The sequence below is a fragment of the Robertmurraya sp. DFI.2.37 genome, from assembly GCF_029211245.1.
Lineage (GTDB): Bacteria > Bacillota > Bacilli > Bacillales > Cytobacillaceae > Robertmurraya > Robertmurraya methanolica_A.
Window position 1 is genome coordinate 1 of the sequence record NZ_JARGEJ010000082.1, and the last position, 14,442, is coordinate 14,442.

At 36.7% G+C, this 14,442-nt stretch carries 17 protein-coding genes; 6 read left to right on the forward strand and 11 right to left on the reverse strand.

What is annotated here, in order from left to right; all coding sequences use genetic code 11:
- Window positions 1-92 precede the first annotated feature (92 nt).
- From PZE06_RS23900 to PZE06_RS23935, 8 genes are all read right to left on the reverse strand, one after another.
- On the reverse strand, window positions 93-287 hold the full coding sequence (locus PZE06_RS23900; RefSeq protein ID WP_151026110.1) for a helix-turn-helix domain-containing protein: 195 nt from the start codon (window positions 285-287) through the stop codon (window positions 93-95).
- Window positions 288-523: 236 nt separating this feature from the next.
- Complete coding sequence (locus PZE06_RS23905) at window positions 524-1,207, reverse strand: DUF421 domain-containing protein (protein ID WP_097159208.1); 684 nt, start codon at window positions 1,205-1,207, stop codon at window positions 524-526.
- Between the two features lie 23 nt (window positions 1,208-1,230).
- Entirely contained in the window at window positions 1,231-1,809 is a 579-nt protein-coding gene (locus PZE06_RS23910) for a CBO0543 family protein (RefSeq protein WP_009336498.1), read from the reverse strand.
- Window positions 1,810-2,042: 233 nt separating this feature from the next.
- The gene (locus PZE06_RS23915) at window positions 2,043-3,536 is read right to left on the reverse strand and encodes a phospholipase D-like domain-containing protein (protein WP_151026111.1); all 1,494 of its coding nucleotides are present in this window, start codon (window positions 3,534-3,536) and stop codon (window positions 2,043-2,045) included.
- A gap of 97 nt (window positions 3,537-3,633) precedes the next feature.
- Complete coding sequence (locus PZE06_RS23920; RefSeq protein ID WP_186324349.1) at window positions 3,634-5,019, reverse strand: S8 family peptidase; 1,386 nt, start codon at window positions 5,017-5,019, stop codon at window positions 3,634-3,636.
- Window positions 5,020-5,138: 119 nt separating this feature from the next.
- Window positions 5,139-5,390: a hypothetical protein gene (locus PZE06_RS23925; RefSeq protein ID WP_151026112.1), complete on the reverse strand. Its 252-nt coding sequence runs from the start codon at window positions 5,388-5,390 to the stop codon at window positions 5,139-5,141.
- A 131-nt stretch (window positions 5,391-5,521) separates the two neighbouring features.
- Entirely contained in the window at window positions 5,522-5,869 is a 348-nt protein-coding gene (locus tag PZE06_RS23930) for a spore coat protein (RefSeq protein WP_174752363.1), read from the reverse strand.
- 13 nt (window positions 5,870-5,882) lie between these two features.
- Window positions 5,883-6,155, reverse strand: coding sequence for a hypothetical protein (locus PZE06_RS23935; RefSeq protein ID WP_034298115.1), 273 nt, complete (start codon window positions 6,153-6,155; stop codon window positions 5,883-5,885).
- A 758-nt stretch (window positions 6,156-6,913) separates the two neighbouring features.
- Here PZE06_RS23935 and PZE06_RS23940 point away from each other — a divergent pair.
- The 4 genes from PZE06_RS23940 to PZE06_RS23955 are packed head-to-tail and all read left to right on the forward strand — an operon-like array spanning window position 6,914 to window position 10,748.
- A complete protein-coding gene (locus PZE06_RS23940; RefSeq protein WP_191963573.1) occupies window positions 6,914-8,053 on the forward strand; it encodes a hypothetical protein in 1,140 nt (379 codons plus the stop codon).
- A 4-nt stretch (window positions 8,054-8,057) separates the two neighbouring features.
- The gene (locus PZE06_RS29910; RefSeq protein ID WP_151026114.1) at window positions 8,058-9,629 is read left to right on the forward strand and encodes a baseplate megatron protein TIM-barrel domain-containing protein; all 1,572 of its coding nucleotides are present in this window, start codon (window positions 8,058-8,060) and stop codon (window positions 9,627-9,629) included.
- A gap of 13 nt (window positions 9,630-9,642) precedes the next feature.
- Entirely contained in the window at window positions 9,643-10,056 is a 414-nt protein-coding gene (locus PZE06_RS23950; protein ID WP_151026115.1) for a phage holin family protein, read from the forward strand.
- Window positions 10,053-10,748 (forward strand): N-acetylmuramoyl-L-alanine amidase, encoded by a 696-nt coding sequence (locus tag PZE06_RS23955; protein WP_151026116.1) that lies wholly within the window; start codon window positions 10,053-10,055, stop codon window positions 10,746-10,748. The genes PZE06_RS23950 and PZE06_RS23955 overlap by 4 nt, the downstream gene beginning before the upstream one ends.
- 31 nt (window positions 10,749-10,779) lie before the next feature.
- On the opposite strand, the gene PZE06_RS23960 is transcribed toward PZE06_RS23955, so the two are convergent.
- From PZE06_RS23960 to PZE06_RS23970, 3 genes are all read right to left on the reverse strand, one after another.
- Window positions 10,780-10,992 (reverse strand): DUF3006 domain-containing protein, encoded by a 213-nt coding sequence (locus PZE06_RS23960; protein WP_151026117.1) that lies wholly within the window; start codon window positions 10,990-10,992, stop codon window positions 10,780-10,782.
- On the reverse strand, window positions 10,989-11,846 hold the full coding sequence (locus PZE06_RS23965) for a ComEC/Rec2 family competence protein (RefSeq protein ID WP_151026118.1): 858 nt from the start codon (window positions 11,844-11,846) through the stop codon (window positions 10,989-10,991). Before PZE06_RS23965 ends, PZE06_RS23960 begins: the two co-directional genes overlap by 4 nt.
- A gap of 141 nt (window positions 11,847-11,987) precedes the next feature.
- The gene (locus PZE06_RS23970) at window positions 11,988-12,734 is read right to left on the reverse strand and encodes a BglG family transcription antiterminator (RefSeq protein ID WP_151026119.1); all 747 of its coding nucleotides are present in this window, start codon (window positions 12,732-12,734) and stop codon (window positions 11,988-11,990) included.
- Here PZE06_RS23970 and PZE06_RS23975 point away from each other — a divergent pair.
- Window positions 12,703-13,893 carry a PTS sugar transporter subunit IIC gene (locus tag PZE06_RS23975; RefSeq protein ID WP_225310807.1) on the forward strand — a complete coding sequence of 397 codons (1,191 nt, stop codon included), beginning with the start codon at window positions 12,703-12,705 and terminating at the stop codon, window positions 13,891-13,893. The genes PZE06_RS23970 and PZE06_RS23975 overlap by 32 nt on opposite strands.
- A gap of 31 nt (window positions 13,894-13,924) precedes the next feature.
- The gene (locus PZE06_RS23980) at window positions 13,925-14,284 is read left to right on the forward strand and encodes a PTS lactose/cellobiose transporter subunit IIA (RefSeq protein ID WP_151026121.1); all 360 of its coding nucleotides are present in this window, start codon (window positions 13,925-13,927) and stop codon (window positions 14,282-14,284) included.
- Window positions 14,285-14,442 lie beyond the last annotated feature (158 nt).

The window sequence follows — 14,442 nt, forward strand, 5'->3', positions numbered from 1 at the left end:
GTTGTTTAAATTCTTCGGTAAATGTTCGACGTACTTTTCTTGTCATGTAGATTCTCCTCATAACTGATTAGTATAGTTCATTCTACTTGACCTTAAAATTTCTGTCTAACTAAGTGTAGCCGATCCATTGCTGTGATAAAAAGATTTTCTTTTGTGGAAAATTTTCGATATAATGTTACTTCCGCAACTCCTGCTTCCTTTGCTACTTCCTGCGTTGTCGCTTGAAATCCCTTTTTGGTAAAGACAGAAATAGCTCCTTTAAATATTTGTTCCGTTACATCCCGCAACTCTCATCACCTACATTTATTTTTAGTATAGATAAAACTATTGTGTTTGCTTTATCTGGGGTAGCGTCAGGAAAATGCGGATTTACAACGTTAAGGAAATCAAAATATAAAAAGTCTAATTTCTCGGTGTTATAAGTGAAAAATTAGGCTTTAGTTACTTCATTAAAGCGCCTGATTGTTGAAGACTAAAGTTTTTATTCACCAAGAAAATTGATGTGCTCTTATCCTAACAAATTTTATTTAGGACTTACATGTATGCCTTCACTCTCTCGCCAATCTGCGTAAAGTATACGCTTTACATTATCATATCCATTGGTAGTTAATTGGTTATCTAACCACTGTTGATCAAATCCGAGTTCATGTAAATTATCCCATAAAATTTCCCCATCTATAATTAACGATGTTGGGAGGTCTACTGGACTTTCTGGAAGATTGAGATCTTGCTTGTCTGGTTTTTGATACTTGGATTTTAATAATAAACTTATTTGCCCATTAGCTTCCAATATACCGTATTTGACTTCGCGAACTGAAAAGACATTATTTTGACGGAGTATACTCAATACTTGATTTACATCCAATTTGTTCTTTGTAAGTAACTTTCTGTCCATAACACCATCTCGAATGATGATGTTAGGATTGCCTAATAAGAGAGAACGTGTCGATTTATTTTTTAGAGTCATAAACTCTATTCCCAACATAAGAAACGTCCACAATCCGATGGCATATAAAAAATGAAAAATCCCTACCTTATCTTCATAAATGGTATTTCCTAAAAAATCTCCAAGTACTAACACAAAAACTAAGTGAAACGGGGTTAACTGATAGATGGATGTTCTGCCTGTTATGATAATGATAAAAAATAAAGTTGCAAAACCAACGATGACTTTGATCGTCAGTAAACCAATATTAACTTCTTCCAAAGTTTTTTCCTCCAATTTAAATTTTACTTAGTTGTAAGATCTTGAGGTTTAGATAAAGAGGCTAGTTTTAGTATTAAAGCTCGAGTTACAATTCCAACAATGATGTAATATATGAATGAATATCTGTATCTCCACTCCAAATAATTAACAAGTTTGACCCACTCGCAAAAGGGTTCACCTATATAGGCATATGTTAGTGCCATAATGATCTGGGCTAAAATAAAAGATTTCCATGTTCTAAAATATTGATATAACAACATGTAAGCTACAGGTACCATTGAAAAATCAAAAGGAAAGGCCCTAGGAATAAAAGGTAGGAATGCAATGGGGTAATCCCAAAAACTGTATTGTGCACCAACTACATCTAATAAGGTTGTTGTCAAGATAATTATGGTACCAAATAACAAAATTTCTAAAATAATGTCTCGTTTAACAAGTTTAGCCCATATAACCCAAGGCACAACTAAAAAAACGACTAGTATCCACCATTCCCAAGTTAAAAACTCATTTTTTAGCCAACCATTTAATTCTAAATGATAGAGCTTATCTTCTAATAAACGTATTTCCTTAAGATTTTCAAATATATTATCTATTGATATCACCTCTATATTTAAATGAAAAGGTAACAGATATTTTTGAATTCAAACTCTTTGAGCTGCCTTTTTAGTATTACCGTTTTTTAGTAATGAATTTCCATCGTAAATAAGAAAAAACCCATGTTGGAAGTTCTTATAATACACGGGTTTTCGACTTTTTTTCAAATAAGTCAGAAATATATTAAAAACAAAGTTAAATCTAGATTTAAGATAGAACAATAAAAACAGGATACATCAACTTATAATAATGGAGAAAGCAGACGAGCACCTTGTTCAACAATGCGCTCGGTCAGGGATCGTTGCAACAAGTCTTCCATTCTTAATGGTACAGAATCAGTAAGATCCCTCTCGAACTGCTCTGTGAGTTCCCTTGCCACATCAGCACTGTACACGACTTGACACACCTCATAATTCAGGCGAAAACTTCTCATATCATAGTTTGCTGCGCCTACTTCTGCAATTTCCTCATCAATGATCATCAGTTTCGCATGTAACATTCCTTTATTGTACTGGTAGATTTGGACCCCAGCTTCTATAAGTTCCCCGTAATAGGTACGACTTGCAAAGCCCACGCTTTTTTGATCAATGTGGCGAGGAACCAGCAATCTTACGTGCACACCACGAGCCACAGCTGTCTTTAATGCCATGATAATATCTGTTTCTGGTACAAAGTAGGGTGTTGTTATATCAATAGTCTTGGTCGCCTGTGTTATGCATATAAAGTAAGCTTGACGAATAACTGGGGTAGGAATTCCAGGGTTTCCTTCCAACGTATGGATGTACGCTTTTTGCAATGTCCCTGTCTTTGGGTATATGTCCATCTCTTTACCATCTATGGTGCTCAACTCTGACCCCAATTCGGCTGACCATCTGGAAAGATCTACTCTTCCGATTGGATTGATTTTCGTTACCTCAGATTTTGTTTTCAGATTTGTTTTCGATTTTATCCGTTCCGGCACAGCAATATTCCAATGAACGTCAAAGACAGTCTGCAAATCGACTGATGCTTCTCCTGTTATTTGTAAATGAGTATCCCTCCAGAAGCCAACGTCAGGATTCAATCCTGTATATTCATATCCTACGTTCATGCCACCAGTAAAAGCTTTCTTTCCGTCGACCGTGACAATCTTACAATGATCCCGATAATTCCAATTGGATAAAATCCAGGGAAAGCGTAAAGGAAATATTGTCCGGCATTCTATCCCTGCTTCCACCATCTGAAGGATTTTTTGACGCGGAAATTTTTTACTCCCCCAACCATCTCTAATAAAACGAACCCGCACTCCGTTTACTGCTTTTTCGATCAGCAGTTCTGTGATGAGATTACCTATTTGGTCATTCCGATAGATGTAATATTCCAGATTAATGGTTTTTTGGGCTTTTTGTAGGGATTCGATGAGTTGTTCATATTTTGCTATTCCATTGTTTAGTACTTGAACTTTGCCGACTCGAAGCCCGCCTACAGTAAAATACCTTAAAGCATCGGCGATTATCGATGCTGAATCACTATATGTATCAGGTAACTTATCAGACTCATTATGAGAAGAGGTCAATCTTTTACGATGAATAAGCTTGGGCTTTGATATGCTAAGATATAGTAAGAAACCAATGACAGGCAAAACAAGGACGATTACTATCCAATTCAAAGCTTTGGCTGGCCGACGAACTTCCCAAATAGCTATGAATAACATAAAGAACGTATTTAACAGGTATAGATAAAAAATCCACTCCAACTAAAATTCCCTCCTTAGTTTTTCCATTATCATGTACAAACAATGTACACCATGTAGAAGTTTTATAACAACGAAAAGCAACGGTTTCAAAAAGGGATTATTGCCTTTTGCTTTGGGCATCTTCCAATCCATTCTTTACATTAATTAAGCCACTACCAAATTCGTGATCAGTTCCAGGGATTCCTAAATCATAAGTAGAATTCTTAATAATGTCTATTACTTCTTGGTTCGTTAAATTAGGGTTTACTGAAAGCAAAAGACCTGCTAGTCCTGCTACATGTGGTGAAGCCATAGAAGTACCTGAAAGGGCAGCATACTGCTGGTTAAAATAGGTGCTCGGAATTTGAACTCCGGGAGCTGCAACATCGATATAATCTCCATAATTTGAGAAAGGGGCACGTTGTCCCGTGTAACTTACGGCGGCGACACTTAGAACCTTAGAAAAAGCAGCTGGATAGCTCGGCTGCATAGTATTTTCATTTCCTGCTGCAGCAATCAAGACAACATTTTTACTGTATGCATAATCGATTGCCCCTTTTAAAAGGGAAGAATACTGATAATTGCCTAAACTCATATTAATGACATCGGCTCCATGATCCACTGCCCAAAAAATCCCTTTTGCTATATCAAAGGTCGTCCCATGCCCTTCGGCACCCATTGCTTTTATAGGCATTATTTTGTTATACCAAGTGATGCCTGCAACACCTTCATGGTTGTTTGTTTCCGATGCAATGATTCCTGCTACATGGGTGCCATGCCCGTTGTCATCATCAGGGAAATTATTATTCAACAGTACATTATAACCATTTGTAATTCGTCTTCTCAAATCAGGATGGTCCAGATCAACGCCAGTGTCTATAACAGCAATAATGATATGTTCATCCCCTTTGGTGATATCCCAGCCTGCTTCTGCTTGAATTGCCGATAAGTTCCATTGGTATTGTTCTCTATATAGCAAATCATTAGGAAGTCCAATTTGATTTTGCAGATAAAGATAATTGGGTTCAGCAAATTCAACCATAGCCTGTCTGTTAAAATATTCAATAAGTTCCTTGGTCGAAAGCGTATTAGAACGAAAAACAATCGTAGAATTTAGCTTTTTAATGATAGTGCCATTTATCTCCTGTGTTATCCTTTTTATTTCCTTTGTTGAGGGAAGAGTCTTGAATGTAACGTTTACTTCTTTCTTAATATAATGACTCTCAGTTTTTTCATTGTGTTTAATTAGAAAAACGGAAGGATCATTTTTTAATTGATTCTTGATGGTTTGACCCATGGAAAGGCTGTTTATTTGAAGAACATTTTTTTCGTTTTCAACATTTTGGACATTGGTTATAGGAGGATTAAATTTGTTTTTGACAGCAACTGTTTTATTTTCGGGATTCTCTTTGTTTCTTGTATTTGGTACTATGAATAATAACCCTATGGATAGAAGAATAAGTACGGAAACAGTAACCAATAAGGACTTTCGTAATTTTGTCATGAGACACCTCTATAAATTTGTTATTAGAAAATGCTGCAATATAAGTATTAAATTTCTTATTAACATCCTTGAATCTTGATACATAAAGAACACCGTTTGTTCTCAAACGGTGTATAAACTTATTCATCAATAGTATCTGGATCTGTTGCGTCTTCAGGATCTTCAATTGGTTCTTCTGTATCAGGGGTGACATTATGTTCATCAATAGTATCTGGATCTGTTGCGTCTTCAGGATCTTCAATTGGTTCCTCTGTCCCAGGAGTTACATCCTCAGGTGGTGGATTATTATCGTCATCTCCATTATTACACCCTAATAACAAGAAAATTGAAAGAAAAACCGTTGATAAAAATTTCATCCACTTAAGATTCATCTTACCGCCGCCCTTTCGATTGTTGTAAATTCTAAATTATTTTCTAGGTTGGTTAACAACTAACCAACCTTTTGTCTCGCATAACTATTGTTGTTTTACCTTGAGTTTATTCTTCTTGAACACGTGTTCTTTTATTGTATTACATTACCTCTATATGGATCTTGACTTTGCATGTAGTTAGAAAATTGCTGAACCGATTGTTGAATAGTTTGTGGAGTTTCTTTTTCCAAACCGTACCATCCGTTTTTAAACATTAAGTTATATAGATTGCGGTGACAGTCTTCTGTTTCTTGGGAAACAGACGCTATTGTACGATACAACGATTCATGGCTAGCTTCTTTTAATGCAGTCGAGTATGAGGAAGATATATATTTTTCCGTAGTTAAGGCATCGTTTAGAAAATCTCTATCGTTCATTTGCGGCGTCTTAGGGACTGGTGTTTCAGGATTTTTAATCCTGTTTGGAGTATTATTTTCCACTATAGTTTCCTCCTTATTGATTCATATTTTGTGAAGGTTGAGTTACATACTGTTGCATCTGTTGAAGCAGCTGTTGATAGTGTCGATCATGCATTTGCCCAGCTTGTTCAAGTGCTGCTCTTACTTCGGGATTTTGACATTGTTGAGCGAAAAAATGCATTTTCTTCATCGCAAGTAAATTCCAGCTTAACATATCGTTTACATAGAGATGATCCTTTGTTGACATTATTTCAGGCGGTTGTGTCATTAAAGCTTGTGCTTGTTGATTATTCATACCCGTCTGCATTTGTTGCATGATGTTTCCTCCTTGTTAACAATGTTGTAATCACTTTGGTAGATTGCCACACAGCGGTCAAAAATATGCAGGTATTTTAGACTAGTTTTAAAGACTCCCCCACCTCTAGATAGCATTAAATACTCCCCACCTATACGCAGGTGGGGAGTATTTGTGGCTAAACTAAATATTAATTTATACTATTCCAGATTCTGTCTAGGTCCAAGGCAACATATATTTTATCACCATTAATTTCCTTATGTATAATAGGATTGGAAAAATACTGATTTATATTTTTATTAAATTGCTTATACCTTGCTCGTGGTTTTGGTCCATATAAATCGTTTCAGGATAGCCCTTATACATACTCCGTCTACCTCTTTTTTAATTTTATGAAAAATACAAACTGCATCAATACTCCATTTCAAAATAAGCATACCAGTCTTGCTTCGCGAAAAGGAAAATCCCCCTCGAATTGTAAAACAATTGTACTTTAATCAGCTTTTACAAAAGTACAACCGTCAAATTTACCCTATTCTCTCTTCCTTGATTTTTTTGCCAAGAGTATTTTTTCCAAAATATAATAAAAATATAATTCGAATTTTAAAAACTTTCTATGAATAAATATTTCTATCTTCAAACATTCTAAGAAAGGTTTCAAAAAAAAAAAACGAGTCGAAAATAAAAATGGAAATATGAATCTATCTTATGACATTGATGTTGCTCTGGTGGATGAATTAGGTTCTGTATGTGTAGGTGACACGGTATACGTGAAGGATGATGGATTGAAAATTTTTAGCAGTATGAGGGTCGTACAAAGAGAGTATGACGCAATTAACCTCAAAAATCAAAAATTAACATTAGCCAACTATACAAGCGATATATCAGATCTCTTTCTTTCCATCGAACGCAGCGTCGTAAAAAAAGACACCTTGTACAATGGTGTGAAAATTAGTGCGGAGAACGGTCTTGAAGTGTTTAGGTCTGATGGAAAGGTTCGGACAGTTTTAAACGCGACAGAAGGCATTAAAATAGAGAGCGACACCGGCGAAGGGTTGCAAGAAGTTTTTTTTGTTGATACAGACGGTAACTTAAAAACTATACGATTGACCGCGCAGGAGCTGGTAATCGAGGATGGAAATAACAGAGCCCTTCTGGATGCAAAAAACAGGATACTTTATCTCGATAACTTTGATGTAATCGTCGGTGAACTAATGGCAGAAAGAATTAAGACTGAGTTACTAGAAACTGTAATGGTCACTGCGGATGATGGTTTTATCAACGATTTGACGGTTAATCGTTTAAAAACATTGGTTGATCGAGGAACTGATTCGGTAAACTATATTGACATACACGATAACATCGCGGCATGGATAACAGGAGAGAAAATACCAGGGAGTGAATTTCATGTACAAAATAGCAAAGGGCAATACTTATTTTGGGTTGATGAATCAAAAAAGCAGATCACAACAAGAGAAACAGAGTTTCCTGTCATTGCATATCGATTTAATGAACTGGTGAAATTGAAAATTCATTTCAACTCACAAGACCCGAACGATATTCCGATTATCGAGCTTGGTGCAGGGGATGAAAACGGACTTAGTAAAGGTTATATCTATAAAGATACAGCTGGATTACATCTAAAATATCTTGATAGATATAACACGGAAAAAACGATATCCATGACTGATGACGGTATTTTAATAAACGGAGAAAAAATAATAACACATGTTGAATACGGGACACTGTATGATAGCGGGGTATTTTATTTTAAAAAGCCGTATACTACTTCTCCTACTGTTTTTATACAAGGCGGAACATATTCATTTATAAAAGACGGAGAACTATTTACAGGTCTAAATGTCGATGTGATAGATGGAATATGTAATATAGCTGTGTTTGGGGGGTGATGCTGTGTTTAAACAATTTCCGCTTGGTGGATACAGAAAAAAAGCAACAGGAGTGACAATGATTCCTGCATCTGGTATAGGAGTCTATTCATTAAAACCTGTACACAAGTTGAACTATATTGAAGGTTCCACGTGGAGCGGTGATCAAGAAATAGGACGGATATATTATGATCAAGTAGTTAATACTCAACACACAGAAGGTGTTGCGAATATCAAAATATCAGTCGACCAGCTAAAGAAACACCTTCCAAACTGTAAGTGGATTGCTCTTGTTGTCGGTTGGTTTTTAGATTTTAACACCAAAGAATGCGTTCCAATGATTGAAACGAAACGGAAGGAAAGATTGGAAGTAATAAACGTCGACGGTGAGAAATATTATCGTACAATTTTGGAAGATGTTATTGTTGACGATGATGAATATCGGATGAAAGTAGAAGAAAAAACAGTGTTTTATGGTGAGGAAAGTGTAACTTTTTTGGCTGTTACGTCTAGCCTTGATGACTATTGGAAGGTCGGGAATTGGACGCGTGAAAATGCTAGGCTTATATCTGACGGTATGTATGGAGAGACACCGTCGGATATTGAGGTGTTAGATGCGATACGTTTCTTTAAAGAGCAAGGGTTTAAAGTGTGTTTTTATCCGTTTTTGTTCGGTTATGACACGGACAAACCGTGGCGCGGGCGGTTGCATTTCAACTACGCTGACGAAGTCAATGACTTTATGAGCAAGGATAACGGATTCAACAATTTCATAAAACACTATGTCGACCTGCTTTCAACGCATAACGTCGAAGTCGACGCGTTTCTAGTCGGGTCTGAAATGCGCGGTCTAACCATGTCTGCCCCTCCTACATTTCCAGCAGTACAACACTTGATCGATTTAGTGATGTATACGAAGCAGAAGTTACCTAATACAAAAGTGTCATATGCGGCCGATTGGTCAGAGTATCATTCTGACTATGCGACTGGTATTAGGCATCTCGACCGATTGTGGAAGTATTGCGATATGGTATGTATTGACGCATATTTCCCTTTAACAGAGTCTCATACTGAGAACTTTTATGAAATTTACAATGGCTGGACAAGTGGAGAGCATTATGATTGGGTTTATAGAGACGCTGAAAACGGCGATTTTACTAAAATCACAATCTCTCCTGAATATGCTTGGAAAAATTTGAAATTTTGGTGGGAAAACGAACATTACAATCCAGACGGAACAAAAACAGACTGGATTCCTCGTTCAAAAAAAATTTGGTTCAGTGAGCTTGGATTCAGTTGCGTTCATTCGGCTACCGTGCAACCGAACATATTTGTCGACACAACGTCTGTTGAAGGAGGATACCCTCGAGGCTCTACGAAAGAAACTAATTTTGTTGTACAAGCAATAGCCCTAGACGCATCACTTGAATTTTTGCGAAAACAAGAGTGGCTTGAAGAAGTGTTCATCTGGACATGGGATGCACGACCATATCCTGCATTCCCGCGCGACCCGTTTTGGACAGACGGCGTCAACTGGGAAAAGGGGCACTGGATAAACGGAAAATTTGTGAGTGATGAGGTTTTATACATTATGTAGAGAGGTGAAACACATGGAACGATTCGATATCATTTACAAAACTGGTGCGGCTGTGATGGGAGGTGTGGTCGGGTATTTATTTGGAGAGTCAACAGGACTGTTACTCGTCTTATTTTGGATGGTTGTCATTGATTACGTTAGTGGATTGGCTGCTGGTTACACAGAGAAAACTTTATCAAGCAAAATTGGATTCAAAGGTATTATTAAGAAGGTTATGATTTTCATCATGGTTGCTCTCGCTCATCAAGTCGATAGTGCACTCGGGACAAGAAATATGTTCCGAGATGCGACTATCGTTTTTTATATGGCCAATGAATTGTTGAGTATTTTTGAAAACGCTGGGCGTATGGGGGTTCCCGTGCCAGATCGGTTGACCCAGGCTGTTGAAGTATTGAAAGGGAAAAGTAAGGAGGCAGAGAAGAAATGAAAATTATATGGGACAAAGGACACGGCGGCAGCGATCCTGGTGCGGTTGCAAATGGATTGCAGGAAAAACAGTTGACGCATAAAATCGTGGAATATGCAATGTCTTACCTCGAAGAGAATTACACAGGCTTTGAACAACGTGCCACTCGTGCAGGAGACCAAACATTGACTCTGTCTCAACGCTCTGATATGGCAAACGCATGGAGTGCAGACGTATTTGTCAGCGTGCATATCAATGCTGGGAAAGGGACAGGATTTGAAATATATGTACATCCTAACGCATCGCCACAGTCTATCGCTTTGCAAAACGTGCTACACGATGAAATTTTGTCCGCAATGCGTCAGTTCGGGAATGTCACAGACCGAGGCAAAAAACGAGCCAACTATGCCGTGCTCCGCGAAACGAAGATGCCGGCCGTACTCACGGAAAACCTGTTCATTGACTCGAACGATGCGAAGCATTTGAAAAACGAAGCGTTCCTCAAGGCGGTGGGCGAAGCTCATGCGCGCGGAGTGGCGAAATTCTTAGGATTGCCGCAAAAAACAAAGCTACAACCGGAGCCGAAACCACAACAAAAAGCGTCTGACAAAAAACTCTACCGCGTGCAAGTCGGGGCGTTTAGCGACAGAAAAAATGCGGAACGACTGGCAGATGAACTGAGGGAAAAAGGATACCCAGCGACTATTGTGTAATGAATAAAGCCCTTCTCGTTCGAGAGGGGCTTTAGTCTTCCCATACTTCATTCATCAATTCCTCAATTTCTCTTCGAAGTTTTTCAGTTTCTTTTTTATCAACCTTCACCTCAATGATGACAACATTCCCGACATCTGCTTCTTTCGGAAAAATAGACTTTGGAAAGTCTATAGTTTTTCCATCAATCTCAACAACAGCAAATTCACCTTCAAAACGATCAATAATTCCTTTTAATTTTTTCATCCTCTTTTCTCCGTTTTTATTGATATTTTCATTCCATCACTCGAAATAACAATCGAGCCATGTTTATCTGTACGATACACAGTAGCTTTTACGTTTTTAAGACGGTTTAAAACCTCATTTGTCGGATGTTTATATGAATTCTTTGCTCCTACGCTAATAACAGCGTATTTAGGTTGAACTACCTTTAAAAACGCATCAGTAGTTGTTTCTTTAGCACCATGATGACCTACTTTTAATACATCCACTTTGGATAGAACTTTTTTAGCTAGCATATCTTTTTCAGATTGCGATTCAGCGTCACCAGTGAACAAGAAGTTTGTTTTGTTGTAATTAATATGAAGAACTGCACTCCAGTTGTTTAAATCGCTTGTTTTATATTCCTTAACAGGACCAATAAATTTTGCTTTTATGCTTTTGTCTTTTAAAGGTAAAGTAACATCAAGTTTAGCCGTTTTGATTGTTAGTTTTTCCTTTTTCACGGCAGTAAGAAAATCTTTGTAGGCTTGTGTTGTGTGTGAAACTTTCGGAGCATAGACACTTTCTACCTTGAAAGCATAAAGAACTTCGTCTAATCCTCCAATGTGATCGGCATCTGGGTGTGTTGCGATCATTACTTCAATATCATCTACTTTCTGTTTTTTTAGATAAGCAACCACATCGCTACCGTCCTTGTTACCGCCGTCAATCAGAATGTCCTCACCGTTAGGAGCTTTAATGTAAATACTATCCCCTTGTCCCACATTGATAAAGTGAACAGACAGTGTTTTGGTGGCGGCATTGGATATTGAATTGGTTGGAACGAGCATAAAAACGAAAGTCACAATGATAGAAAGTACAGCTTTTAATTGCCTCATAGAAATTCCTCCCCCTTTTTGATACAAGAAAATTATACATATATTTACCGTTTTTATTCGGTTTTTTAACTTGGTTATTAATCTATCGTATATTTCTATGAAAGTCAAATATTTTTTTAAAAAACTTGGTTTTGTTATATATCATTGTTGATTTTTGGATATTTCGTGTGAAACCAAAGTTTTAGACGAAAGGAGCTCAAAATCATTGCAATCAACCATTCTGTTTAACAAAGCTATAACAGAATTGTTATTTTTAATTCGATCAACCGTAATGACGAGGTGAAGAAGGATATTGTTCATAATATAGTCATTTACATAGAGATTGAATTTCTCAAGGATGGAAACGATTTCATCTTTCAGTGTGAAAACATCATAGTTTGGAAAAGATTCATGAACAGCTTTTAAACTTAAAAATTCTTTGGATGTTTCTTGTAAAATAATGAAACTCATTAATCTTCGTTTTTCTCTTTCCCCACCTACTAAAATAAGGGTATCCTTCTTGCGGCGAATTTTTAAAGGGTATGATTTAATCATCTTATTAGCCTGAACAATGTCATTTTCAATTGATGACACACTTAGAAAAAGTTTATCACTTAAGTCAAAAATATTTAATCCCTCTGAATGAAGAATTAATTCCTTTAACATTACTTTGACACGGTTTACTGGAGAAATGTAATCATTGTCTTTACTTACTTCTCCTTTATTCACTAACTGATAACCTTGTGGCGAGGAGGTGATCACAAGCTGCTCCTGGTTAATTTCATTGACATACTTTCGAATCGTTCTTGTAGATACTTTAAAATAATTCGCCAAACTTGTAGCAGTACACCAATCATTTTTGGATGCTAAATATTGAATAAAAGCCTCAAATCCATGGGTTTCATCGATTCAGGACTCAGTAATGATCATTTTACCACTAATTTTAGTGGGTTCATTGGTAACGGTTGTTTCTTTATTGAATAATATCATTCCAAATATGCCGGACTTTTCATTGATAAATAGCTTTTCATTTGGTTTGCTTGGTCTATTGGTTTCTTTTTTAATTCCTTACTTCGTGATGGAGAAGAAGGGACATAACAATAAAAAAATTATAGCTGGAGCAACTGGACTTGCATTATACCTAATGCTTTTGTCCCCAATTGTAACAGAAGATGGCAATATTACGTTTATTATTAGCCGATTTGGGGCTACAGGAATGTTCCTATCACTTGTTATAGGCCTATCAGTTGCGGCCGTTATGAACTTAGCTTCAAAGAAATCCTTTTTTTCTGAAGATAGTGTAATTCCTGAATTTGTTATTGTCTGGTTTGATTCGTTAATTCCTATTACTTTATTGATGCTAGCAGGTTGGACGATTGCAGTTCCGCTAAACTTAGATTTCTTTGAGGTTGTATTAAAGATATTTAGTCCTCTGGCACAAATTGTTCAAAGTTATCCAGGTTATGTTTTATCCGTGTTTATCCCTGTATTCCTTTATACATTTGGAATAAGTGGTTGGGTAATGATGCCAGTCATCTATCCTGTTTATCTGTCGGGCCTTGCAGAAAATGCTGAACGAGTTGCAGCTGGTCTTGAACCGACCAATATTGCTTTGCAAGAAACGGCCTATGCTTTTACAAGTATGGGTGGTGTTGGAACCACACTTGCCCTAGCTGTAATGATGCTCTTTGCAAGTAAATCCTACAGATTAAAAGCCATAGGTAAAGCAACGATAGTACCATCAATTTTCAATATTAATGAGCCGCTTATGTTTGGTGGACCCGTTGTTTTCAACCCATTTTTGATGATTCCAATGTGGATAGCATCAATTGTAATTCCTTCTATAGTATATTTTGTAATGAAAATAGGTTTGGTCGCTATTCCCACTAAAACATTTATGCTTTGGTATATACCATATCCAATTGCGTCCTACTTAGCTACTCAAGATTGGAGAGCTGTCATATTGGCTTTATTGATTTTTGTTGTGGCGTTTATAATATATTTCCCATTTTTTAAAGCATATGACAATCAAGAGAAGAAAAAGGAATTGAATGCATCTGCAGAATAAAACTATATTTGTGAATAAAAGGAGCTTTTCTATGAAAGACAAAGAAATAGAATTAGAGGAACTAAATTTGATTTCAATGCAAATGATTTTACATGCAGGTGATGCCCGAAATGATGTTATGAAAGCATTGGCGTGTTGTGAAGAAGAAGAATACGACCATGCAGAGAAGCTGTTAGAAAATGCGAATAAAAATATTGTTCAATCTCATAAATTGCAAACAGAAATGGTGCAAAAAGAAGCACAAGGAGAAGAACCTATTTTTTCGTTATTGTTTGCTCATGCACAGGATACATTGATGACAGTAAAGAGCGAATATGAATTGGCAAAACGGCTAGTGCGGATTTTTAGGAGATTAGATGAAAAAATTGATGGAAAGAAGGCAAAGTTATGAAACAGAGTATAAATACCTTCCCAAAAGATTTTGTAGACTCTCGGAAATTAAGTAACTGATTCTGGGTCTTTTGGGGGATGAAAGCAATACTTATGAGGATACATTGGAATTTTCAAAATCGTTTTCAAAAAAATACGTGCCAAATAAACCACAAAAAG

Excerpts from the sequence above, each read along its gene's own strand:
- PZE06_RS23920 (WP_186324349.1), bottom strand. The coding sequence starts at position 5,019 with ATGACAAAATTACGAAAGTCCTTATTGGTTACTGTTTCCGTACTTATT.
- PZE06_RS23925 (WP_151026112.1), bottom strand. The coding sequence starts at position 5,390 with ATGAATCTTAAGTGGATGAAATTTTTATCAACGGTTTTTCTTTCAATT.
- PZE06_RS23935 (WP_034298115.1), bottom strand. The coding sequence starts at position 6,155 with ATGCAGACGGGTATGAATAATCAACAAGCACAAGCTTTAATGACACAA.
- PZE06_RS23950 (WP_151026115.1), top strand. The coding sequence starts at position 9,643 with ATGGAACGATTCGATATCATTTACAAAACTGGTGCGGCTGTGATGGGA.
- PZE06_RS23955 (WP_151026116.1), top strand. The coding sequence starts at position 10,053 with ATGAAAATTATATGGGACAAAGGACACGGCGGCAGCGATCCTGGTGCG.
- PZE06_RS23960 (WP_151026117.1), bottom strand. The coding sequence starts at position 10,992 with ATGAAAAAATTAAAAGGAATTATTGATCGTTTTGAAGGTGAATTTGCT.
- PZE06_RS23965 (WP_151026118.1), bottom strand. The coding sequence starts at position 11,846 with ATGAGGCAATTAAAAGCTGTACTTTCTATCATTGTGACTTTCGTTTTT.
- PZE06_RS23980 (WP_151026121.1), top strand. The coding sequence starts at position 13,925 with ATGAAAGACAAAGAAATAGAATTAGAGGAACTAAATTTGATTTCAATG.